General features: G+C 37.5%; 19 protein-coding genes. 8 read left to right on the plus strand and 11 right to left on the minus strand.

Annotated elements, in window-relative coordinates; translation table 11 throughout:
• Nucleotides 1-17 precede the first annotated feature (17 nt).
• The 5 genes from ACN0TV_RS09275 to ACN0TV_RS09295 form a co-directional block, all read right to left on the minus strand.
• Nucleotides 18-2,888 carry a TonB-dependent receptor gene (locus ACN0TV_RS09275; protein ID WP_417362335.1) on the minus strand — a complete coding sequence of 957 codons (2,871 nt, stop codon included), beginning with the start codon at nt 2,886-2,888 and terminating at the stop codon, nt 18-20.
• Nucleotides 2,889-3,050: 162 nt separating this feature from the next.
• Nucleotides 3,051-4,646 carry a tetratricopeptide repeat protein gene (locus tag ACN0TV_RS09280; protein ID WP_417362337.1) on the minus strand — a complete coding sequence of 532 codons (1,596 nt, stop codon included), beginning with the start codon at nt 4,644-4,646 and terminating at the stop codon, nt 3,051-3,053.
• Between the two features lie 135 nt (nt 4,647-4,781).
• Nucleotides 4,782-5,042: a 50S ribosomal protein L27 gene (rpmA, locus tag ACN0TV_RS09285; RefSeq protein ID WP_417362339.1), complete on the minus strand. Its 261-nt coding sequence runs from the start codon at nt 5,040-5,042 to the stop codon at nt 4,782-4,784.
• Between the two features lie 68 nt (nt 5,043-5,110).
• Nucleotides 5,111-5,776: a 50S ribosomal protein L21 gene (gene rplU, locus ACN0TV_RS09290; protein ID WP_417362341.1), complete on the minus strand. Its 666-nt coding sequence runs from the start codon at nt 5,774-5,776 to the stop codon at nt 5,111-5,113.
• 94 nt (nt 5,777-5,870) lie between these two features.
• Nucleotides 5,871-6,332: a DUF4199 domain-containing protein gene (locus tag ACN0TV_RS09295; RefSeq protein WP_417362343.1), complete on the minus strand. Its 462-nt coding sequence runs from the start codon at nt 6,330-6,332 to the stop codon at nt 5,871-5,873.
• A gap of 411 nt (nt 6,333-6,743) precedes the next feature.
• Here ACN0TV_RS09295 and ACN0TV_RS09300 point away from each other — a divergent pair, with 411 nt between their 5' ends.
• Both ACN0TV_RS09300 and ACN0TV_RS09305 read left to right on the plus strand, forming a co-directional pair.
• Nucleotides 6,744-8,069: a M16 family metallopeptidase gene (locus tag ACN0TV_RS09300; RefSeq protein ID WP_417362345.1), complete on the plus strand. Its 1,326-nt coding sequence runs from the start codon at nt 6,744-6,746 to the stop codon at nt 8,067-8,069.
• A gap of 5 nt (nt 8,070-8,074) precedes the next feature.
• On the plus strand, nt 8,075-10,138 hold the full coding sequence (locus tag ACN0TV_RS09305) for a M16 family metallopeptidase (protein WP_417362347.1): 2,064 nt from the start codon (nt 8,075-8,077) through the stop codon (nt 10,136-10,138).
• A 41-nt stretch (nt 10,139-10,179) separates the two neighbouring features.
• Here the strand turns inward: ACN0TV_RS09305 and ACN0TV_RS09310 are convergent, their stop codons facing one another.
• Nucleotides 10,180-11,094, minus strand: a complete 915-nt coding sequence (locus ACN0TV_RS09310) for a DMT family transporter (RefSeq protein WP_417362349.1) — start codon at nt 11,092-11,094, stop codon at nt 10,180-10,182.
• Between the two features lie 136 nt (nt 11,095-11,230).
• On the opposite strand from ACN0TV_RS09310, the gene ACN0TV_RS09315 reads away from it, so the two are divergent.
• From ACN0TV_RS09315 to ACN0TV_RS09330, 4 genes are all read left to right on the plus strand, one after another.
• Nucleotides 11,231-11,554, plus strand: coding sequence for a hypothetical protein (locus ACN0TV_RS09315; RefSeq protein WP_417362351.1), 324 nt, complete (start codon nt 11,231-11,233; stop codon nt 11,552-11,554).
• Between the two features lie 188 nt (nt 11,555-11,742).
• Nucleotides 11,743-14,079, plus strand: a complete 2,337-nt coding sequence (locus ACN0TV_RS09320) for a TonB-dependent receptor (RefSeq protein ID WP_417362353.1) — start codon at nt 11,743-11,745, stop codon at nt 14,077-14,079.
• Between the two features lie 9 nt (nt 14,080-14,088).
• Nucleotides 14,089-15,339: a PepSY-associated TM helix domain-containing protein gene (locus tag ACN0TV_RS09325; RefSeq protein ID WP_417362355.1), complete on the plus strand. Its 1,251-nt coding sequence runs from the start codon at nt 14,089-14,091 to the stop codon at nt 15,337-15,339.
• 5 nt (nt 15,340-15,344) lie between these two features.
• Nucleotides 15,345-15,764 (plus strand): hypothetical protein, encoded by a 420-nt coding sequence (locus ACN0TV_RS09330; RefSeq protein WP_417362357.1) that lies wholly within the window; start codon nt 15,345-15,347, stop codon nt 15,762-15,764.
• A 151-nt stretch (nt 15,765-15,915) separates the two neighbouring features.
• Here the strand turns inward: ACN0TV_RS09330 and gldD are convergent, their stop codons facing one another.
• The 4 genes from gldD to mutY are packed head-to-tail and all read right to left on the minus strand — an operon-like array spanning nt 15,916 to nt 19,446.
• Complete coding sequence (gldD, locus tag ACN0TV_RS09335; RefSeq protein WP_417362358.1) at nt 15,916-16,485, minus strand: gliding motility lipoprotein GldD; 570 nt, start codon at nt 16,483-16,485, stop codon at nt 15,916-15,918.
• Entirely contained in the window at nt 16,482-17,801 is a 1,320-nt protein-coding gene (gene gldE, locus ACN0TV_RS09340) for a gliding motility-associated protein GldE (RefSeq protein WP_417362360.1), read from the minus strand. Before gldE ends, gldD begins: the two co-directional genes overlap by 4 nt.
• Nucleotides 17,802-17,826: 25 nt before the next feature.
• Complete coding sequence (locus tag ACN0TV_RS09345; RefSeq protein WP_417362362.1) at nt 17,827-18,333, minus strand: single-stranded DNA-binding protein; 507 nt, start codon at nt 18,331-18,333, stop codon at nt 17,827-17,829.
• 54 nt (nt 18,334-18,387) lie between these two features.
• A complete protein-coding gene (gene mutY, locus ACN0TV_RS09350; protein ID WP_417362364.1) occupies nt 18,388-19,446 on the minus strand; it encodes an A/G-specific adenine glycosylase in 1,059 nt (352 codons plus the stop codon).
• A 112-nt stretch (nt 19,447-19,558) separates the two neighbouring features.
• On the opposite strand from mutY, the gene ACN0TV_RS09355 reads away from it, so the two are divergent.
• Complete coding sequence (locus tag ACN0TV_RS09355) at nt 19,559-19,849, plus strand: HU family DNA-binding protein (RefSeq protein WP_143953156.1); 291 nt, start codon at nt 19,559-19,561, stop codon at nt 19,847-19,849.
• Nucleotides 19,850-20,186: 337 nt separating this feature from the next.
• Nucleotides 20,187-21,734, plus strand: coding sequence for an Rne/Rng family ribonuclease (locus ACN0TV_RS09360; protein WP_417362367.1), 1,548 nt, complete (start codon nt 20,187-20,189; stop codon nt 21,732-21,734).
• Between the two features lie 42 nt (nt 21,735-21,776).
• Here the strand turns inward: ACN0TV_RS09360 and ACN0TV_RS09365 are convergent, their stop codons facing one another.
• The gene (locus ACN0TV_RS09365; RefSeq protein ID WP_417362369.1) at nt 21,777-22,850 is read right to left on the minus strand and encodes a dipeptidase; all 1,074 of its coding nucleotides are present in this window, start codon (nt 22,848-22,850) and stop codon (nt 21,777-21,779) included.
• Nucleotides 22,851-22,853 lie beyond the last annotated feature (3 nt).

Raw genomic sequence — 22,853 nt, forward strand, 5'->3', positions numbered from 1 at the left:
ACATTTTGAGCGTTTGGTTAGTTTTTAAATAAGTCGTACTTCAATCCAAAAGTAAGACGTTTTTCATAGTATTCCATTTGCATGGTTCTCTGTCGATTTCCTTGATAATACCTTAGCGGTTGATTCGTAATATTATTTAAATCCACATACAGACTTAGGTTTGGAGTCACGGCATAGCTCACGTTCAGATCTAGGAATAATTGCTTATCATAGTAGCGGTCTTCAAAACTATTTCCACCAATTTCGTCAATATAAGCATCTGCAAAATTTGATGACAAGCGAATCTTGAATTTTGAATGATTGTAGGCAAGTGAAGCGTTAAACATATGGGGAGATGCACTTGGAAGATCCATATCTTCTCGAAGTTCTCCGTCTTCATTTGTAATCCCATTGGTATCTGAAGCCAAGTAGGTATAATTCAGATATAGATTGAAGTTTTTCGCAAAACCAGGAAGAAAGTCCAACTGTCGTTGAAAACTAAATTCCGCACCATATACATTAGCTTCTTCTCCATTGTGAGGTTGATAGATCTCAAAACCTTCTGTCCCCTCCCCATAGCTAGCATCAGAAGCTTCTAATACAGAGGTGTATATGAAATCATCGATCTTTTTTAAGAAGGCCCCAGCAGAAACGATTCCTACGTTTCTAAAGTAATGTTCAGCCATAAGATCAAAGTTCATCGCAGTGGTAGGGTTGAGTTCGGCATTACCCAAATAAACTTCTTTATCCTCAGTAACTACGTCTAGATAAGGCACAAGATCGATATAATTCGGACGAGAAAGTGTATTAGTCCACGCCAGTCTTAAAATGGTTTGAGGTGTGAAATTATATTTCAGATGTATACTCGGCATAAAATTGGTATAGGAACTTTTTTTAGTGATCTCCCCTATTTGATCCTCTTCATCAATTATGCTATTACCTGTAGCGGAAATCTCTGTTTTTTCAACACGTAGTCCTGCTAGAACACTTAAGCGATCCGTAATGTTTTGAGTGGTCATTGCATAAGCGGCATATACATTTTCATCCACGTCAAAATTGGCACGCAGGTACTCATCCGGTACGGATTCCATTTCAAATTGACTTTCGTCATTCAAGTCCAAGGAACCTAAAAACTCAGGTGTAACAAAACTACCTGCCTGATATTTTCCTCCTGCAAGAAAGTCTGGGGCATTATAAGAATGTGTCCCTACTTGATCCAAAAACTCATAACCATCAGAGATTGGCGTATACTCTTTAAAGGAGTTCGCTCTTACTTTGGATTTTAATCTTGTACGCAAACCAAATTGTAAGATACCCTGATCGCCGAAAAGCTGAAGCGGAAGTTCAAAGTTTAAGAACGCATTAATATCTTCTTCTTCGGTATCCTGCTGCTCCTCGGTAAGCTCATCCAACTCGAAATTACTCAAGGCTGTGTCATCCAAGCTTTCTGGAGTAAACAATGGTTTTTTGGCATCCAGACTTCTTTGAACACTAAACTCACTAACATAGCCTATATATCGCTCATTGGGCTTTACCTCTGAGGCTCTGGCATATGAAGTCAACCAATCAAATTTAAGTTTCCCAAAAAGGTGTTCTCCACCAACACTATAGTTCTGCATCCGTTGATCTTCCAGGCGGGCGTTTTCGTTTCTACCTCCACTGGAACCACCTTTTGTTTCGCGCACGGCTTCTACCGGGAATCGAAGTAAATTGCCCTGATCGTCTATCGTAAAATCACCTAACCCAATATCTTCACCATCAAGGATCTCGTTTGAATATGCCAAGCGATTTTCTCTATCGTCCCTCCAATTGTACATGCTCTTGAAGTAAACCGTATTGTTTTGATCAAGCCTGTAATCCATATTAACAGAAAAACTCCTTCGAGTTCGTTGCACCATATAGTTTCGTATTTCATATACGCTATTATAAGGAGTCACCTCCTGCTCTTCAATAATTTCTTCTCCATTAGCATCCAACACACCCGTATTATACTCAAACTCATCGCTCCATTCGGCCTCCACATTATGAGATCCAAAATCATTGTCGTTGATGGATGCCGAAACCATCCATCCAAATTTCTTGTCAGCAGTACGGTCACCCACTAGAAATGATCCGTTTAAGATTCTTTTGTTGTTGATAAAATTAAGACCTGAACCTGCAGTTGCAGAAAGCCTAAACCCTTGGGGTGCGGTTCTGGTAACCAAATTCACAGATCCACCAATGGCATCCCCATCCATTTTAGGAGTAACTGCTTTAGTTACTTCAATGGTTTGTATCATATCAGATGGAATAAGATCCATTTGAACTTCCCTATTGTCCCCTTCAGCGGATGGTATTCGGCTACCATTAAGAGTTACAGAGTTAAGATGGGGAGATAAACCCCGAACTATAATTGTCCTAGCCTCTCCCTGGTCCATTTGCATGGTGATTCCAGGAATACGTTTAATAGCGTCTCCAATATTGGCGTCTGGAAATTTTCCGATCTGATCGGTGGATACCACATTAGTAATATTGGTCCTGTTCTTTTGTGTATTTAGTGCTTTAGACTGCTCACCAAATCCGAAGGCAGAGACTTCCACTCCCTCCAATTCAATACGGCTTGATTTTAATACCAAATCTGCTGAAATGGTTTGATCTGAAATCACCGAAACTTGATGGTGAATGTCCTGAAAACCTAAATATTTAATTGTTAATTCTCGTTTACCTGCAGGTACTGAGAGTAGTGTAAATCGTCCATTTATGTCAGAGACAGTTCCTAGATCGGTGTCTTGAACTAAAATGGTTGCCCCAGGTACGTATATTCCATTTTCATCGGAAATCGTACCCTGAATATGTCCGTCTTGCGCACTCAAAGTAGTGAAAAACAAGGCGACAAATACGGCTGTTAATAGTTGTTTTAAAGCACTCATAAATATGGTTTGTTTTACGGACAAAGCTATAGCACATCGACATCAAAGGCATAAATTTGATGACAACAAAATGTAATCAAACTGCGTTTTGATCTACAACATAAAGGCAACATTTAAGCCGTGGTAACATTGAACTAACACAAAGCTAATCTTGAATAGATCCTATGCAATTTGAAGTAAAAACACCACTAGTTTTTCTCCTTTATCAATAGGTAGTTTCTTTCTCAGGCGATATCGTGCCACCCGAATACTATCCGGAGTTACTTTTAAAACTTCAGCCATTTCAGAAGAAGTCATATTTAACTTTATCAACATACAGAGTCGCAGTTCAGAGGCCGTTAAATTTGAATTTGAACATTGTTGTAATTTTTTGATGAACAAAGGGTGAATCTGACTGAAGTATTCCATAAACCGTTCCCACTCTCTTTTTTCAGAGACCTCCTTTGTAATCTCCCTTACCAATTCAGTTAATTTCTGATCTATATCCATCTGTTTCCTTCCTTTGATATTGGTAAGTGTACGAGCAATAGTTGTTAGGGTTTTGTTTCTCTGTGCTAGATTTAGGCTGTAATTGGAAAGGGATGATGTCTTTAACTCAATTTCACGAACCATACTCTGCTGCTCCATCAGCTTATTCTCAAGTTCGACCTCCAATATTTTTTGCTTGTAACGCGAAATTCTCAGTTGTTGTTTTTTGTGATTACGTTGATAGAAGTAGCTCCCTCCTGCAAGTGTAAACAGCAGTATCACTCCCAGCCACAATACACGATTTTGCACCTTGCCTATTTCATTTTCCTTGAGTAACACTTCGATCCTTGCATTTTTTGTTTTCGCATCATACAAGGATTGCAGGGCATTCAGCTGTTGCCTATTCTGGTCCTGAAGGATAACTTCGTTTATAGAATCCGATAATTTAAGATTTAAAAAGGCTTCTTGATAGGCTTTAAGTTCATATAGTACTTTGGAAATGTCTTTATAAGCACTTTCAATTTGATGTTGGTTATGATTCTTAAGCGCCAACACCAACACTTCCTGGCTTTCAACTAGGGCGCGATTAAAGTCTCCAGTCTTGCGATGAATATCAGCGATATTGTTAAGGATATTAATGTATCGATCAGCATCGGTCTTCACATTCGTGAAGAATAATGCCTTTTCAAAATACGCTAAGGATCTATCGAAATCCTGCAGGTCCTCATAAATACTCCCTAGATTTTCATGAGCCAGGGCTAACCCAGAAGCATGTTCAAGTTCAATGAAGAGATCAAGGCTCACCTTCTGATACACAATCGCTTTGTCATAAATACTTAGTTTCTCATAACAACTTCCTATGAAACCGGCACACATGGCTTCTCCGTTCTTATATCCAATACTCTGAGATAATCCAAGTCCTTTATTAAAGTAATCCAGAGCACTAGGATACTGCCTTAGTCGGAACTGTATTATACCAGACTGCAATTGTATATAAACTAGAGAAGTATCTTCTTTAGAAAGATAGTCAGCCGCTTTTTGATAGTTCAAAAGAGCCTGATTTACCGCTCCATTGCGTTTGTAAAAATCACCAAAGGCAATCAAGCTCTGAGCAATGAGTTCAGATTCATCTAGCTCCTTTGCCAATTGCAGGGAATCTTTAAGTTTGACATACACACTATCCGCCCAAGTCGTATTGGTTGTATCGTCTTGACTATAACTACCAGTAGGAAGGATTAAACACAGTGTTGTACTAATGAGAGTTCGAAGGAATCTTACGCAAGAATGCATTCTGAAAAATTAATTCTAGAAAGATAAGAGGTAAGGGCAACTAGAAGATTAACTAAATTTTAAATAAAGATTAAAAATAAGGGTATAAAAAAACCTTCCGAGTCGGAAGGTTTTTTATATAAGATTAGAATCTTATTATGCTTCAGCAGGAACTATTGAAACATAAGATTTGTTATCTCTTTTCTTTACAAATTTTACAACACCATCAACCCTAGCATGTAATGTATGGTCTTTCCCCATATATACGTTTTCACCAGGATTGTGTGAAGTACCTCTTTGTCTTACGATGATATTTCCAGCAATAGCGGCTTGTCCTCCGTAAATCTTAACACCTAAGCGTTTCGATTCTGATTCTCTACCGTTCTTGGAACTACCAACACCTTTTTTGTGTGCCATTTCTATTGTGTTTTAATATCTTGTGCAATCCAAGATTAGTTAAACTTTATTTAAAAATCAATAAGAGATTATTTACCTCCGTTTAATTGATCTTGCAATTCTTTCAATTCATCCCATTTATCATTGGCAGCTAAATCAGCTTGTTGTGCCCATGTACCAGGATCTAAATGTGCTAGGGTTGAACTTGCTTCAGTTAAGATTTCTTTTACCTCATCAGCAGATTTTTTTGCCAATTTAGCGAAAGTGTCAACTCCTGCGTTTACTAAAGCCTCAGCAGCTTTAGGTCCAATTCCTTCGACTTTTTTCAAATCGTCTCCTTTTTTAGAAGCAGCTTTTTTCTTTGGAGCAGCTGGCTTAGCCTCTACTGCAGCTTCTTCTTTTTTAGGAGCAGCTTTTTTCTTAGGTGCTGCTTTCTTAGCACCGCTACCCACGATGTTCTCGATAACTATCTCAGTAAGAGATTGTCTGTGTCCGTTTTTCTTACGAAAACCTTTACGTCTTTTCTTCTTGAAAACAATTACTTTATCACCTTTTAGGTGCTTGATGACTTTTGCCTCTACTGCGGCTCCGTCTATAGCTGGGGCGCCAATGGTTACCTCACCGTCATTATCCAACAAAAGAACGTTGTCAAATGAAACTTTGTCTCCTTCTTCAGAAGCCAAACGGTGTACAAAAACCTTTTGATCTTTCGCAACTTTAAATTGCTGCCCTGCTATCTCTACAATTGCATACATAGCTTATGAATTAATAATTTATCAATATATAACCTTGCCTAATGAAATTAAGCGGCTGCAAATATACTGCTAAATGATTAAAGTACAAATGTTTTTATGCCTTTTGAATGGTTTTTTTTAAGTTCCAACTCGGCTTGAACTTTTGCATAAAGGCTAAGGCAAGAACCACTGTGGATGCAAAGCCTTCTATAAGCAGGATAAACACCAGTACTCCAGGGCCTTGATCATAGTCTCGAATCCAAGTATTAATGATAGATTCTGCAAAATTCTTATCTATGTGGTACATATAAATAGCCATAAACGTCACAAAAACAACAGTCGATAAAAAACCGGTCATTACCCCCGTTTTAAACCCATTGTGGTAGTGGAAATCTTCCCTCTCCAAAATCCTTCGCATACGAATAACAGCATAGATTCCATAAGCCACTATGACACCGTTTACAAGCCGTAGCCATATTACTTCGTGTAATCCTACAAGTTTAAGAATTAAAAAATAGGCAATCAAAGCAATTGCGATGAAAAGCCCATACCTGATGTATAATCTTTCTGGGTTCATGAGCTAAAATTTTGATATTACGACACTTAAATTACAAAAAATTCCCATAGATCACACTTAAAAGAGGACCATTTTTTAATTCATTACTCCATAACACCTATTCCAAAGTCAGGAATACATCATAATTTGCATCATAGAACCGCCTATGATTCTTTACGTCAATAGGCAGAGTACTAGTAACTTTTAACACTACAACCTAGTAACTACCTGGAAAAGTAAAACCGCAAACCGATCACTCCTTAAATGAAAATCACAAAACCTTATATAGATTCCATGCTGCATATATAAAAAATAATAAAAAGTCTCGCAGGAATGTGATATTATCACTACATTTCTCAATAATTTCAATCTTCCTAGTGACTTTATACACCATGTAGATTGAAAAAACGCAAATAACAAACCAATTTACTTATGAGAAACAATTTAATCGCAATCGCGATTTTTTCAATGCTGTATTGGTCTTCACAAGCACAGCAAATCGAGTTTGAGGAGTATGATCTAGCCAATGGAATGCATGTGATCCTTCATCAGGACAACACTGCACCAGTGGTCACTACCTCTGTTATGTACCATGTGGGTGCTAAGGACGAAAACCCAGAGCGTACGGGTTTTGCACATTTCTTTGAACACCTTCTATTTGAAGGAACAAAAAACATTGAAAGAGGAGAATGGTTTAATATCGTCAGTGCGAACGGTGGAAGCAACAATGCCAACACCACTGCTGATAGAACGTACTATTATGAAGTATTCCCTTCGAACAGTGTCGAATTAGGATTATGGATGGAGTCAGAAAGGCTTTTACAACCCGTAATTAATCAAATCGGAGTGGACACCCAAAATGAGGTGGTAAAGGAAGAAAAAAGACAACGTATTGACAATTCTCCTTATGGAGCTTTGAGTTATGGTATAGCCATACAACCTCAACTTTTTAAAAAACACCCTTACCAGTGGAGTGTAATCGGTTCTATGGAACACTTGGATGCTGCAACTCTTGAAGAATTCCAAGCATTTAACAATAAATACTACGTGCCAAACAACGCTGTTTTAGTGGTAGCAGGAGATATTGATGTGCCAGCAGTTAAAAAAATGATCAATGCATATTTTGGGCCAATTCCTAAAGGAGAAGCTGTAGTAAGAGAATTCCAAAAAGAAGATCCAATCACTACAGAAATCAGAGCAACAGCTTATGATGGTAATATTCAGATTCCGGCACTTGCACTTTGCTACAGGACCCCTGCAATGACAGAGAGAGATTCATACGTTCTAAATATGATTTCTACATACCTCAGTGACGGTAAAAGTTCAAAACTATACAAGAGCATGGTTGATGAAAATAAATCAGCGCTACAGGTTTTTGCGTTTAACAGAACTATGGAAGATTATAGCATGTACAACATCTTCGCTCTGCCTTTAGGTGATGTACCGCTTGCGCAGCTTGAAAAAGAAATCGATGCTGAGATTGCAAAAGTTCAAACGAATCTAATTTCCGAATCTGACTTTCAGAAATTACAAAACAAGATGGAAAATGATTTTGTGAATTCCAATTCAAGCATGGCAGGTATAGCCAACTCCTTAGCTAGTTACTATATGTTATACGACGACACTAATCTTATCAATTCCGAAATTGAAATTTATCGCGGAATTACTAGAGAGGACATCAAAGAAGTCGCTAACAAATATCTAAATAAAAGCCAACGCCTACGATTGGAGTATCTTCCAAAACCAACAAACAAATAATTCAAATGAAGACAACAATATTCACATTTTTTCTAAGTTTTTGTGCAAGTTTCGGTTTTGCACAAATCGACAGATCTATTCAACCCACTCCAGGGCCTGCTCCTACGATAAACATAGAAAAGCCCTATACGTTTAAGCTTGACAATGGCCTAAAAGTATTGGTGGTTGAAAATCATAAATTACCGAAAGTTTCTATGACCTTAACCATTGACAACAGTCCAATTGTAGAAGGTGAAAAAGCTGGTGTATCTTCACTTACCGGGAGCATGTTAGGTACCGGAACTGCTGATATAAGTAAAGATGATTTTAATGAAAAGGTAGATTACCTAGGTGCCAATATTTGGTATGGTTCACAAAGTGCGGGAGCAAATTCACTGTCTAAATACTTCCCTGAGATATTAGAACTATTGGCAGATGGGGCCATTAACCCCATATTTGTACAGGAGGAATTTGACAAGGTAAAGAAGCAACTTATTGAAGGTATCAAATCGGGTGAAAACGATGTGGCTACCATTGAAGGAAGAGTTGCTGATGCTTTAGCTTATGGCTTAGTACATCCTTATGGCGAATTTATCTCAGAAGAATCCATCAATAAAATTCAACTTAATGATGTGATCAAGTTTTATGAAACATACTTCAAACCAGAGAATACCTATTTGGTAATCGTTGGTGATGTAGATCGTAAGGCTACAAAGAAACTCGTAAAAGAGTATTTCTCTGAATGGGAAGCTGGTAAGGCACCACAATATGCCTATTCCGCACCTAAGGATGTTCAATATTCTCAGATAAATTTCGTCGACGTGCCTAATGCTGTACAATCTGAAATCGAAGTCATTAATATGATTGATCTTAAAATGAGTGATCCAGACTATCACGCAGCACTCATAGCAAATCATATTTTAGGTGGTAGCTTTTCAAGTTACTTGAATATGAATCTAAGAGAAGAGCACGGATTCACCTATGGAGCTAGGTCAAGTTTGAGAACCAACACCTATAATGCTTCTAAATTCACAGCATCTACAAGTGTAAGAAATGCTGTTACGGATAGTGCTGTAATTGAGTTCTTCAAAGAAATCAAACGTATTAGAACTGAAAAAGTAGATCCAAAAGTGCTAAAAAATGCCAAGGCTAAATATCTTGGTAATTTTGTACTCGCGTTAGAAAACCCAAGAACTGTGGCTCAATACGCATTGAATATTGAGACTAAAGGTCTTTCTAAAGATTTCTACAAAACCTATCTCGAAAAAATAAACGCTGTTACTGAAGAGGACGTAATTCGAGTTGCCAACAAATATTTCAAAGCAGATAATGCACGTGTAGTCATTGCAGGAAAAGGAAGTGAAGTAGCTTCTAAATTGGAAGCTACTGGTATTCCAATGTTTTATTTTGACAAATATGCTAACCCTGTGGAGAAGCCAAATTACGAGCAAAAGATTCCAGAGGGCGTAACGGTTCAAAGCGTTTTAGATAGCTATTTAAACGCCATAGGTGGGAAAGACAAAATCGCAGGATTAAAGTCGATCCAAACTACTTATGAAACGAGCATTAACGGTGCCTCATTACAGATTATTGAGAAAAGGACTGCCAATAACTATGCTCAAATTGTTAACATGAATGGTAATCCAATGATGTCTGTGCTAATAAATGACAAGGAAACTACCATTAAACAGGGAACTAGAACGGTACCAGTTTCACCAGAAATGGCCAACGATTTTAAAAATTCTACGGGAGTATTTCCCGAACTTTCACTTCTGAATAATGCTAATGTCAACCTTGCGGGCATCACTAAGGTAGATGGAAAGAATGCGTATCAAATTGATGTTCCTGGAGAAGTTATTCAGTCGTCCTATTTTTATGATGTTGAAAGCGGACTTAAATTAAAGGAACAATCCGTTACTTCAATGGGCGGTCAGAACCAAACAAATGCAGCTCTTTTATTTGACTATAAGGACTACGATGGCGTAAAATTACCCTCATTAAAGAAAGCTACAATTGGTGGAATGCCAGTTGAAAATAAACTTTCGGAAGCAGTAATTAATATTGAATTCACAGCGGAGGATTTCAAATAATCCGATCAACTGCATATAGTATTTAAAGGGAATCCCCCTGCTTAATCCAATGGATGCGGTCGAGGGATTTCTTTTTTCTTATACCTTTTGAAATTTACCACATATACACCAAAGAGGATTACTCCAGTAGCTATAAAATGATACACTCCAAAATATTCTCCATCAAATACTCCCCAAAGAATCCCTACTAAAGGCGTCAAATAAGTCACTGAAGTGGAAAATACAGGCGTAGATATCTGAATTAAACGATTAAATACCATAATGGTAATTCCAGTTCCAACAACCCCTAAAATAGCCACAAAAACTAAGGAATCCGCAACCTTAGGTTGCTGTAAATTATAGGTGTCAAAAAAACCCGAATAAATCAATATTCCAAATGCCGGAAGCGCCATGAGGACAAAATTTCCGACCGACATTGCCATTACAGAAACATCCTGAAGTTTAGATTTGACCACATTGGCATTTGTAGCATACAAGAATGAAGCTAAGATGATAAGTAAGGAATAATAGTAATTCTGATCAGGGTTTAATCGTGCGCCTTGAAAAATAAGTAACACAGCGCCTATAAGTCCTATAATGACTCCAGCCAATTGATTCCCCTTAAATCTAATTTTGAAAACGATAAAGCCGATCAGGATGGTGAATAGCGGAACCATTGAATTTAATATCCCAGCGATATTACTATCGATTTCTGTTTCAGCATAGGCAAACAGAAACGCGGGTGCAAAAACACCACAAAAGGCTGAGACCGCAGTCCATTTCCATTGCTCCTTATTTAATTTGAAGACGTATTTAAAACCGATACAAAACAAAAAAACTGCTGAAAACAGAATACGAAGGGATCCTACTTGAATTGGCGTTAAACCCACCAGACCTTTTTTAATCAAAATAAAGGAACTCCCCCAAATAATAGATAAAAGAAAAAGGTAAACCCATTTTAATTTATTTTTATCCATAGAATAGATCTTTTGGCGGCAAAGATCTAACTTTTAGATTAAATTCATTTCCTTTGTATGTTTAATTAAAGAACTATTTATAATAGTGAAAACAAGATGGGTGCCCATAGCGTTTACTTTCTTATACATGCTTGCCATGCTAAGACCAGTAATGCCGGTATTCGACTATGTTATTAATCAGGATTATATCGCTGAATATTTATGTATAAATAAGGATAAACCTGAGATTCATTGTGATGGTAAATGCTACCTCATGGAAATGCTAGCTGAGCAAAATCAACAGAAAAAACAAAACCTTCCAGCCATCGACCTCAGAGAATACCCAATTGGTTTTGTTCAAGTAGTCCATCTTTCACCACGCATAGATTCCTCACTTAACACTACAACCAACAACACTTATATAGAACAGTACAGTTTCTTATTTAACAACTCCCTCTTCCACCCTCCAAACAACTGTTAGTACATCCACAGTTTTGTAAGAAGTCACCCATAAATTAATTGGATGTTATCTCTTATGAAGTACACTTGATTTTTAATTAAATCAGGTGAATAGAGACATGGGCTACCTCTTACCCCAAGCAATCTGTATAATTTTAAATATATGATCGATAAATTACGATTATAATATTTACATATTCAATTCAAATAATGAAACACATAATAGTGCTTATTCTTTATTTTGGAATAAGCCTTCACACCAATGCCCAAACCACCTTTGTGGGAAGGGTAAATGATGAATATACGGCGCCCATAAGTGGTGTAAGTATACTATCCCGTATGGATCCATCTATTGGAACCGCCACGGACAATAATGGCGAATTCGCAATAAATCTTGAGCATGCTGAAGTTATCATAACAGCTGTAGGGTATCGGAGTGTAGTCATTAGTCTTCACCAAGGCTCAAATAGTATCACACTTGAGCAATCCTCACAACAGTTACAAGAAATAATTGTCTCTGCAAGTAGAGAAGCTCAAAAGCGTGCAGAAATTCCAGGAGCCATTTCCGTGATTACCGCAGCCCGTTTAGAGGAACTAAAGCCCTTTGGTATAGAACAAATAGTAAATCAAGCCTCCGGGGTGTTTATGTCAACCTCTGTAGCCTCAGGAAATGAACAACATATGATGTCTGTTCGATCACCCATATCGACAAAATCGTTGTTTTTATATCTTGAAGACGGAATCCCGATTAGACCCACCGCTGTATTCAATCACAACGCCTTACTTGAAATGAACGACCTTTCTTTTCAAAGGGTCGAAGTTTTAAAAGGACCTGCATCGAGTATTTATGGAAGTGAAGCTATTGGAGGTAGCTTTAATTTTATTACCAAACATCCCACAAGAGAGACCAGCGGGAGTCTAGGCTACCAAATAAATGATCTTGGTTTTTCGAAATACACTTTTGAAGTTACAGATTATGCAAATAAAAAATTGGGATACTATCTTGGGAGTCAATATGCCCAAAGAAATAACGGGCCCATAGGACATAGCGATTATGAGAAATTCGCAACTACCTTTAAGACGATATATCACATCGATGCCTCCACGACTTGGATCAATACCATTGACCTGATCGATTACCGTACTGACACCTCTGGTGAATTAACAGAATCCGATTATCAATCTGGAAATTACTTAAGTGATCAGAGCTTTTCAGAACGTGTGGCGAAGGCCTTTCGCTTAAAAAGCACACTAAACAAGTATTGGAATGATCAAAGTAAAACCACCTTCAATCTCGTACTAAGGGATAATCGAACAGATCAAATTCCATCCTATCGCATTCGACAATTCAGGGATAATGGTGTCCTTACAGGAAAAGGAGAAGGAGAGATTAACTCCAATCATTTTCAAAGTATTGTAGGGCTGGTTCAACACAAGATAGATTTTAATATCGCAAAGGCTTCACTTATAGTAGGCTCAAGTATTGATTATTCTCCACAATCCTACCAAGCCCAGACCATCGCGGTAACGGTGGATACCGAGACAGCCAATAACAATGCTTTCAAGCTTAATCATGGTGATTATCTATTGAACTACAAGGCTGGAATTCTAAATTATGCTGGATACGCTCAGCTTGAGTTTAATCCCATAACCCACCTTAAACTTACAGCAGCACTACGCTACGATGGTTTTAAATACAACTATGATAATCAAATTGACAGGCAAGCAGGAGCTGCAGATTCTACTAATAAGTACCATAATTTTTCACCGAAAATTGGTTTCAATTACAACTTTAACAGAAACTCCGGACTGTATGTAAATTATGCCAATGGGTTTTCTCCTCCTCAAACTTCCACGTTGTACAGAAATAAATACGTGGAAATTGATGGTCAAATCCTAGGGCTTAAACCTTCAAAATACAATAATTATGAAGTAGGTGGGTACTTCGCATCCAGCCGATGGAAATTGGATATTGCCTTATATGTTTTGGATGGTATAAACACCTTAGTCACGCTTAGAAATGAGCGCGATCAATACTACAATTCAAATGCAGGCAAAACACGATCATATGGTGTAGAATATGGGATAACCTATAATCCAATTCCTGAATTAAGAATAAGCCACAGCGGTAGTTTTGCCAAGCATCGTTATATCGAATTTTACGATTCAGGAATAAATTATTCAGACACCAATATGGAGACCGCACCCAAATTATTGGGGATGACACAGATCACTTACACCCCTAGCTACATACAGAATCTTGCATTGGGTATGGAATATGAAATGGTGGGCTCCTATAATAGCAGCTTAGAAAATCAGTACAAAATTCAAGACGGGAGTCTAAGTACCGCGACCTATGACGGTCATCATGTTTTTAACCTCACCGCTAGTTATAGCATTGGTAGTATCGAGCTTTGGATACATGGCTTAAATATTTTTGATCGTCTGTACGCCACCCGAGCTTCATTTAATGCCTATTCCAATGAGAACAACTATACCCCAGGTAGTCCTAGAGCCTTTCATCTAGGTGTACGTTATAAATTTTAAGATGCAAAAATGAAACATAAAAAATTACATAAATGGATTTGGAAATGGCATTTCCTTTCAGGAATAATAGCCTTGCCGTTTATCCTATTACTATCACTTACAGGGATTATATATTTATTCAAAGACACCTATGAACAAAAAGAAATTCAACACTATAGAGAAGTAGTAGTCACATCCTCGCCTTTGCCTTTTCAACGACAATGGGAAATTGCCAAAAACCAAACAAACGAACATCTCACATCCATGATTATTCCATCCGCCGCAAATCATGCAACGGTATTCGAATCAGGAAAGTTTGGTACCCATCAAAGTCTGTTCGTCGACCCTTATAAGGGAATGGTAACTGGATTGGTTATAGATCGAAATACAGACATGTACAACGTTCGAAAACTGCATGGAGAACTTTTAATGGGTAGTTTTGGAACCAAAATCATTGAATTGATTGGGAGTTGGATGGTGGTTCTAATTATTACTGGGCTCTATGTCTGGTGGCCAGAGAACTCTTGGAAACTTAAGTCCTATTTTCTACCAAGAATTAGAAGTGGTAGAAGGACATTCTTTAGAGATACTCATGCCATTACAGGGTTTTGGTTATCCACACTATTTCTGATGATCCTTGCTGGAGGGCTCCCTTGGACCGATGTATTTGGATCAGGATTTAAGTGGGTACAAGAAAAGACCCATACGGGATATCCAACCACATGGCATAATTACAGCCAAAGTGATTTTACCAAAAACACCGAGATGGTTCCCTTAGATTTCATTGTTGAGAAGGCTCAAGAGTTACAACTTCCTGGAGCGGTAAGTATCACTTTTCCAAAGGATAAAAAAGGGGTGTTTAGCGTTCAAAACATCTATTACAAAGACCTCAATCAACAGAAAAAATACCATTTAAACCCCTATAGCGGTGAACTAATAAAACAGCACGAATGGGCCGATGTGGGCGTACTCATGCGGGGGCGAATGTGGTTGATGGCCTTTCATCAAGGACAATTTGGCCAATGGAACTGGATCCTTGTTCTCCTTACAGCCTTTCTGTTATTTATGATGAGCCTTTCTGCAATCATCTCCTATGTATTGAGAAAAAGAAAGAACAACTGGGGCGTACCAAAGGTGCCCAAGAATTATTCTCTTGGTATCGGCATGTTATTTATTATTGGATTTCTATGTGTCTTATTGCCTCTATTCGGCCTGAGTGTTATAATAATCGTTATTTTTGAACAATTGAAAAACAACTATAAATCGGTTACATTAATTTAAACAACATGAGAAAATTTAGTTTACTATTATTGATTTTAACCATCGGAATATCCTCTTGTAAAAATGGTGAAAAGAAGGCAGAAGGCCCTACTCAAATGCAAGAAGTTATGGCTGTTCACGATGAATTAATGCCAAAAATGAGTAAGATATCGAGTCTTATGAGCGAACTCGAAACCAAAGTTGACAGTACGGAAGCGAGTGCGAAGTATCAAAATGCCATTAAAGATCTTGGAGATTCCCATAAAGCTATGATGGACTGGATGCAAGATTTTGGAGCTAAATTTGATGTAGATGAAATCCTAAGAGGAAAACCGCTTAACGATGAAAAGAAAAAACTTTTGATTCAAGAAGAACAAGAGGTTAAAGACCTTCAGAATCTAATAGAAACTAGCATTTCAAATGCGGAACAACTATTAGAAAAATAGATTTGGCTTTCACTGTACCAATGCTAGTATTGGTAGAATTGAAATAATTAAAACTCAGTAAGGCCTTTTGGGTATCACCTAAGAGGCTTTTATACGTCTTAAGACAAACACTCCGATAGAAGCATTCTAATAATCAACGGTGATTAGGTCTTTAATTCGCTTCCTTCCAACTGAAGCTTTCCATAATTTTACGTATATCGTTTTCTAAATAAACTGCTGCTGGAAGTATGGAGTCATAATTTGGTTTCGCCTTGAAATACAATGAACCAGTCACGAAATGGCTTGTACTATCGGTCAGGTAAAATTGAGAATTCGAAGCGGCATTTCCACTTATAGTATAAAACATTCCATACACACCTTCCCTAGGATTGACAAAAGGCTGTTCCGTAATGTTATCCGCTTTGGCTACATGCTCGTATGTTAGCTTTTGAGCATCATTTAACAATACATCTAAATCCTTATGCACCTTCTTATAAGTGATAAATATACTGGCATTCATCTGAGGGTACTCAATGACCATTGAACAGTCGTCCTTTAATTTAACCTCAGCTTCAGTATTGGTGTCAAAAACATATGGACATTGCTCTGAAAGACTCTTGTAATTCGCTTGAGGATAATCAAGCCTGAGTTCTCCTTGAGGTTTTGGAATAGGATCATCTCCACATGAAAACAGCAACGTTCCAAGGGTAACTAATACCAAAATATTTCTTAAGACTCTCAATCTATTGTTACTTTTATTTGTTTAATACGCTTGTTATCCAAAGCCTCTACTACAAAGCTGATATTATTAAATCTTATTTCTTCCCCTTTTTTGGGAAAGCTACCGGCAATCTCTAAAACAAATCCAGCTATGGTTTCTGACTCCCCTTTATTTTCTTCAAATTCTGTCTCATCTTCAAGGGCAATTACCTTATAAAAATCCTTTAAAACGGTTTTGCCTTCAAAGACAAAATTCTTTTCGTCTAGTTTAGAGAAGACCAAATCTTCATCGTCGAATTCATCACTTATATCTCCGACAATTTCCTCAATGATATCCTCAAGTGTTACCACTCCAGAGGTCCCTCCATATTCATCAACCACAATGGCCAGGTGAATTTTCAAATCCTGGAATTCCTTCAACAAATCGTCAAGCTTCTTGTTTTCTGGAACAAAATATGCGTCTCGTTTTAAGGTAACCCAGTTAAAGTCGTACTTGTCGATATGAGGCAACAAATCTTTCACATACAGCACCCCTGTTACGGTGTCCATATTTTCTTTGTAAACTGGAATTCTGGAATAACCATTTTTAACGATTTGTTTGACCACTTCTGTAAATTCCATATGCTCCCCCAAGGCAAACACATCAATTCTAGGCTGCATAACCTGTCTTGTGTCGGTATTTCCAAAGGATACAATACCGTGTAAGATTTTTTGTTCCTCCTCTGTAGTATCTCCCTCAGTGGTGATTTCTAGAGCGTGTGATAGTTGATCCACCGTAATGTCAGATTTTGGCTTTCCTAAACGTTTGTGAAAATACAAGGTAATAGCCTGCATTGGCCTATTAATTGGCGAGAGTAATTTATCTAAAACATTAACAGGATTAGCCATTATATGAACAAATCGAAGATTGTTTTTACTGGCATATAATTTCGGTAAAATTTCACCTAAGACCAATATTATAAAAGTCACGATGATAAGCTCCAAAATAAGGCGGACTTGAATGACACCTAGGAACTCACTCTCAAAATCCGGGAATAGTTTATCCCCCATAGTAATAAACAGCAGCACAAAGCTCAAATTAAAAAACGTTTTGGCTACCATAAGGGTGGCCAACAATTTTTTAGGTTTTTGGATTAATTTCACAATGGTACTTCCCCGTCTAGTCTTGGATTCTAATTCATTTTGAATACTCGAAGAGGAGAGCGAAAAGAAAGCCGCCTCCGCACCTGAAATTAGTGCGGTAGAAATTAGTAAAACGATGAGTACTGCTAAATTTATGATTGTAACAGTATCCACTTCAAAAAACAATGGAATAAAACTCGAGGGCTCTGGGTCCAATATATGTTATTTTAGTTGAATTTGATTAAAATGGTATACCATCATCTTTATCCTGTTCTAAATCAGAAGATGACTGGGATTCCACCTGTTTTTTTTCTTGGACATTTTGCTGAGATCCAACAGGAGCGTTTTGAGCAGCGTCCTTATTAGATTGAACGTTTTGCTGGGTTGCAGTAGTGTCCATTTGATTTTCGCCTTTATTTGTTAAGAAAGTAAAATCGGTTACCTGAACTTCCGTAGAATATCTGGTGATTCCGTCCTCACCCTGCCATTGTCTGGTTTTTAGTCTTCCTTCCACATAGACCTTATCTCCTTTTGAGAGATACTTTTCACAAATCTCAGCGGCTTTGTTTCGAACTATAATATTATGCCATTCAGTATTAGTCACACGCTCCCCGGATTGCCGGTTCGTATAGGTTTCATTAGTTGCTAGTGGGAATCGCCCAATGCATCCACCCCCTTCAAAATACGTCGTCTTCACATCGTCACCTAAGTGACCGATTAGCATTACTTTATTTAACGTTCCACTCATTTGTTATTGTGTGTTTGATTTTAAACTTCTTTAAATTTAAGAAAAATTCCAACTTTAAAAACCAAAATCTTTCACAAAGTTGGCAATTAATATTGGCACCGGATATTCCAGTATGTCTTTTCTCTCAATTCCATCACGAATTGGCTCTTCCAATTCGACAATCCAAAATTGTGCATAAATATGTTGGTGCGACAATTTATGGACTCCCACTTTAGGATTGAACAAGCGAATATCGTAAGATTTACCTGAAATCAAGTTTAAAAAGTCTTCTTTTTTAGTAAGTTCCTCCTCGTTTAGGTTCTCTTTAGACTCAATTAGTGGAAACTGATAAAGATGTTGCCATATATCTTTTTTGGTTCGGGCTTCAAGTATGGTCTTGACCTCATCCAACAATACAATATAATTAAAGTACCGCTTTTTGATCTTAATATTCTTAAGCTTCACTGGCAATTCCTCAACTTTCTGTAACTGATAGGCTACACAATCTGATTGGAGACCGCAGGAAGCGCAAAGCGGGGCTTTGGGCTTGCATTGCATCGCTCCAAACTCCATTACAGCCTGATTGTAATCTCCTGGATTGTTCAAATCCAAAACCCCTGCTGCTAATTCTTTAAAATATCGAATCCCTGCTGTCGAGTTGATAGGGATATCAACACCAAAAAATCGACTCAGTACTCGGTAAACATTGCCGTCAACCACGGCCACCGCTTCGCCATAGCAAATCGATGCAATTGCACTAGCAGTGTATTCCCCGACGCCCTTCAGTTTTTTTAATTCACTACTGGTTTTTGGAAAAACCCCATTGTTTTGATAGGCAATTTCTTTGGCCGTATGGTGCAAATTTCTTGCCCGAGAATAATACCCTAGACCTTGCCAAAGTTTAAGCACCTGTTGCTCAGAAGCATTAGCAAGTTCAAAAACTGTTGGAAACGCCTCTATAAATCGAACGTAATACGGTAGTCCTTGACCAATTCTAGTTTGCTGTAAAATGATCTCGGACAACCAAATACAATAAGGATTTTTGGTCGATCTCCATGGTAAATCTCTTTTATTGTGTTTGTACCAAAAGTTTACAACTTCCCTAAAATCAATTTCCTTAGCCCTAATTTTCAATACGATTTCTTTATTTGGTTAAATTTTAATTATTTACGCTTTATTTATTGGTTAATTAATTTATATATTTGCAACCCCTAAATTGACAACACTGTAAAACAAATATATAAAAATGACTAAAGCAGACATTGTAGCTAAGATTTCGGAAAAACTTGGCATGGAAAAAGGAGATGTTCAGGCAACTGTAGAATCTTTTATGGAAGAGGTTAAAAATTCATTGGAAGGCGGTGATAATGTTTACCTCAGAGGTTTTGGAAGTTTCATTATTAAAACTAGAGCTGAAAAGACTGGAAGAAATATTTCAAAAAACACAACGATTAAAATTCCAGCTCATAATATCCCAGCTTTCAAACCCGCAAAAGTATTTGTTGAGGGTGTTAAAACTAGCGTAGAAGTAAAATAAAGTACTAACATAAAACATTAAGTAGATGCCAAGTGGTAAAAAAAGAAAAAGACATAAGGTAGCAACACACAAGCGTAAAAAACGCAACAGAGCTAACCGACACAAGAAAAAGTAGTTAGATTAACTACTTTTTCTATTTTTGAAAATGTATTCATAAGAATACAATCGTTCATTGAAATGAAATCCCCTTTTAAAAAGGAGGAATTTCACAGGGTTATCAAAAGAAAACCTGTAGTAAAAATCTATCGTATCTAAAAATGCGATATATTTATTGTTTAATCCATCGGTCAATTCCATGCATATATGACAAGGGTTGACGGATAAAATTTCATTCAGAGTGAATAAAGAAATTATTGTTAGATCTAGTTCCTCTGACGTTGATTTTGCCATATTAAAGGATGGAAAACTTATTGAATTACACAAGGAAGCAGAGAGCAGTGACTTTTCCGTGGGTGATATTCTACTAGCAAAGGTGCGCAAACCGGTAACAGGTTTGAATGCAGCATTTGTCAATGTAGGTTATGAAAAAGATGCATTTTTGCATTACCACGATTTAGGACCTCAACTCAGTTCTTTACTGAAATTCATAAAACGTGTAAGCACAGGTAAATTAAAAGATTTTTCTTTAAAAGACTTCCCATTTGAAAGTGATATAGACAAAAATGGTACTATTAATAATGTATTAAAGGCCAACCAGTCTATATTGGTACAAATTGTCAAGGAGCCTATTTCAACTAAAGGTCCAAGAATTAGTTCCGAATTGTCCATTGCTGGACGTTATTTGGTATTGGTTCCATTTTCTGATAGAGTTTCTGTTTCACAAAAAATAGAGAGCAAAACAGAAAAAGATCGATTGAAAAGGTTGGTACAAAGCATCAGACCTAAAGGGTTTGGAGTTATTGTACGTACCGTGGCAGAAGGCAAAAAAGTCGCCGAACTAGATAAAGATTTAAACAACTTATTTAAGAAATGGAATGGGTTGTGTAAAAAAATTTATAAAGCGCCTCATCCTTCTAAAGTCCTCAATGAAATGAATCGTGCAGCCTCTATTTTAAGAGATGTATTTAACGATGATTTCACTGGGATATATGTTGACGATGAAACGCTTTATGATCAAATTAAAGAGTACGTGCAGGAAATTGCACCGAATAAAGAATCTATTGTAAAATTGTATGAGTCTAAAGTTCCAATATTTGAAAAATATGGAGTAGAAAGACAAATCAAAACCTCTTTTGGAAGAACTGTATCCACTAGTAAGGGAGCTTATTTAATTATCGAACACACTGAGGCACTACATGTTGTCGATGTCAATAGCGGTAATCGCTCCAACAAGGCCAAGTCCCAAGAAGAAACAGCCTTGGAAGTGAATCTCATTGCAGCAACAGAGCTGGCAAGACAGTTGAGATTAAGAGATATGGGTGGAATTATAGTGGTCGATTTTATCGATATGACCAATACCGAAAATCGAAGAAAGTTATTCGACCATTTAAGAGAGGAAATGAAAGATGATAGAGCCAAACACAAAATCCTACCTCCTAGTAAGTTTGGCCTCATACAAATAACAAGACAACGCGTTAGACCAGAGGTAAATATTAAGACTCGAGAAGAGAATCCAAATGGTCAAGGGGGCGAAATTGATGCACCCATTGGATTGATAAACAAGATCAATATCGATCTAGAACGCATAATACATTCAGAAGATGGCAAAAATGGAATAACACTTAATACACATCCATTTATAGCCGCATATTTAACAAAAGGATTTCCATCCATACGTTCTAAATGGTTTTTAGAACATAAAAAATGGGTCAAGATTTTACCTAGAGATGCTTACACATATTTAGAATACCGTTTTAAAGATAAAGACGGTAAAGTCTTAAAATAAAATAAAAAGTCACATTGTAACAAGTGTGGCTTTTTTTTATGCCTAAAATTTAGCAAGCACCTTTTTTAAGATCCTTAAAAAATTACCTTGATAGATCCCTTTAATGTCGTTTGAAGTATACCCCCTCATTTCCAACATTCCTTGGATTTTCTGGAGATCAGCAATGGTATCGATATCATATGGCGATTGTTCCTTTCCAAATCCACCATCCAAATCAGATCCAATACCAACATGTTTGGTATCCCCTGCCAGTTGGCATATATGATCAATATTGTCAATGATTCGCTTTAATCCTGCGTCAGCGCTTTGAGGCGTAAAAACCCCTCTTTTCCAATTTGGAACCATCATCCAAGTATCCAAAACTACACCTATGACAGCTTCCCTGCGTATAAGTTCCTTCAATTGTTGATCTGAAAATTGACGATTATGATCCACCAGTGCTCGACAATTGTTATGACTCGCCCACACCACTCCATCAAACACCTCTAAGGCTTCCCAGAAACTTTGATCGCACAAATGTGTAACATCGAGGATTAGATTTAACTTTTCCATTTCTTGAAGCAAGGTTTTACCTTTCGCTCCAATTCCACCAGTAGAATCCGTTCCGAAGGCATAAGTTCCTGGCCCATAATGTGCTGGTCCTATAGCTCTTAAACCGTATTCAACAGCCAAGTGTAGATGCTCCATACTCACAATAGAATCTGCCCCTTCTAAACTCAAAACAAAACCAATGCTTTTACGTGAATCTTTGGATGTCTCCCAGTAGCTTAAATGACCTTCTAAGTCTTTTAAATCGGTGATTTGTCTAAGCTCCTTGGCCTTTACCATTTCCTTATACCAGGCGAGTTGCGCCTGAGTATGCGCCCATGCTTGCTCTGGAGAATTCCAACCTGGAAGTGGGTTTTCTGGTTTGACATAACGCGCAATTTGAGTGGCTACGCAAAGGCCAATATTGCCCTTTCGCATTGCATCAAAAGTCACTGTGTTTTGCCCTCGTCCTGGAAGGTCTTTGAGATCCTTCTCGAAATTGCGAAGTTCAACGATATCTTTACGAAGGTCACGATTCCAATCAATGGCGTTCATAGAAAGGTCTAAATGTGCATCGAGTATCATCATTTA

This window comes from Galbibacter sp. (assembly GCF_048266365.1).
GTDB lineage: Bacteria > Bacteroidota > Bacteroidia > Flavobacteriales > Flavobacteriaceae > Galbibacter.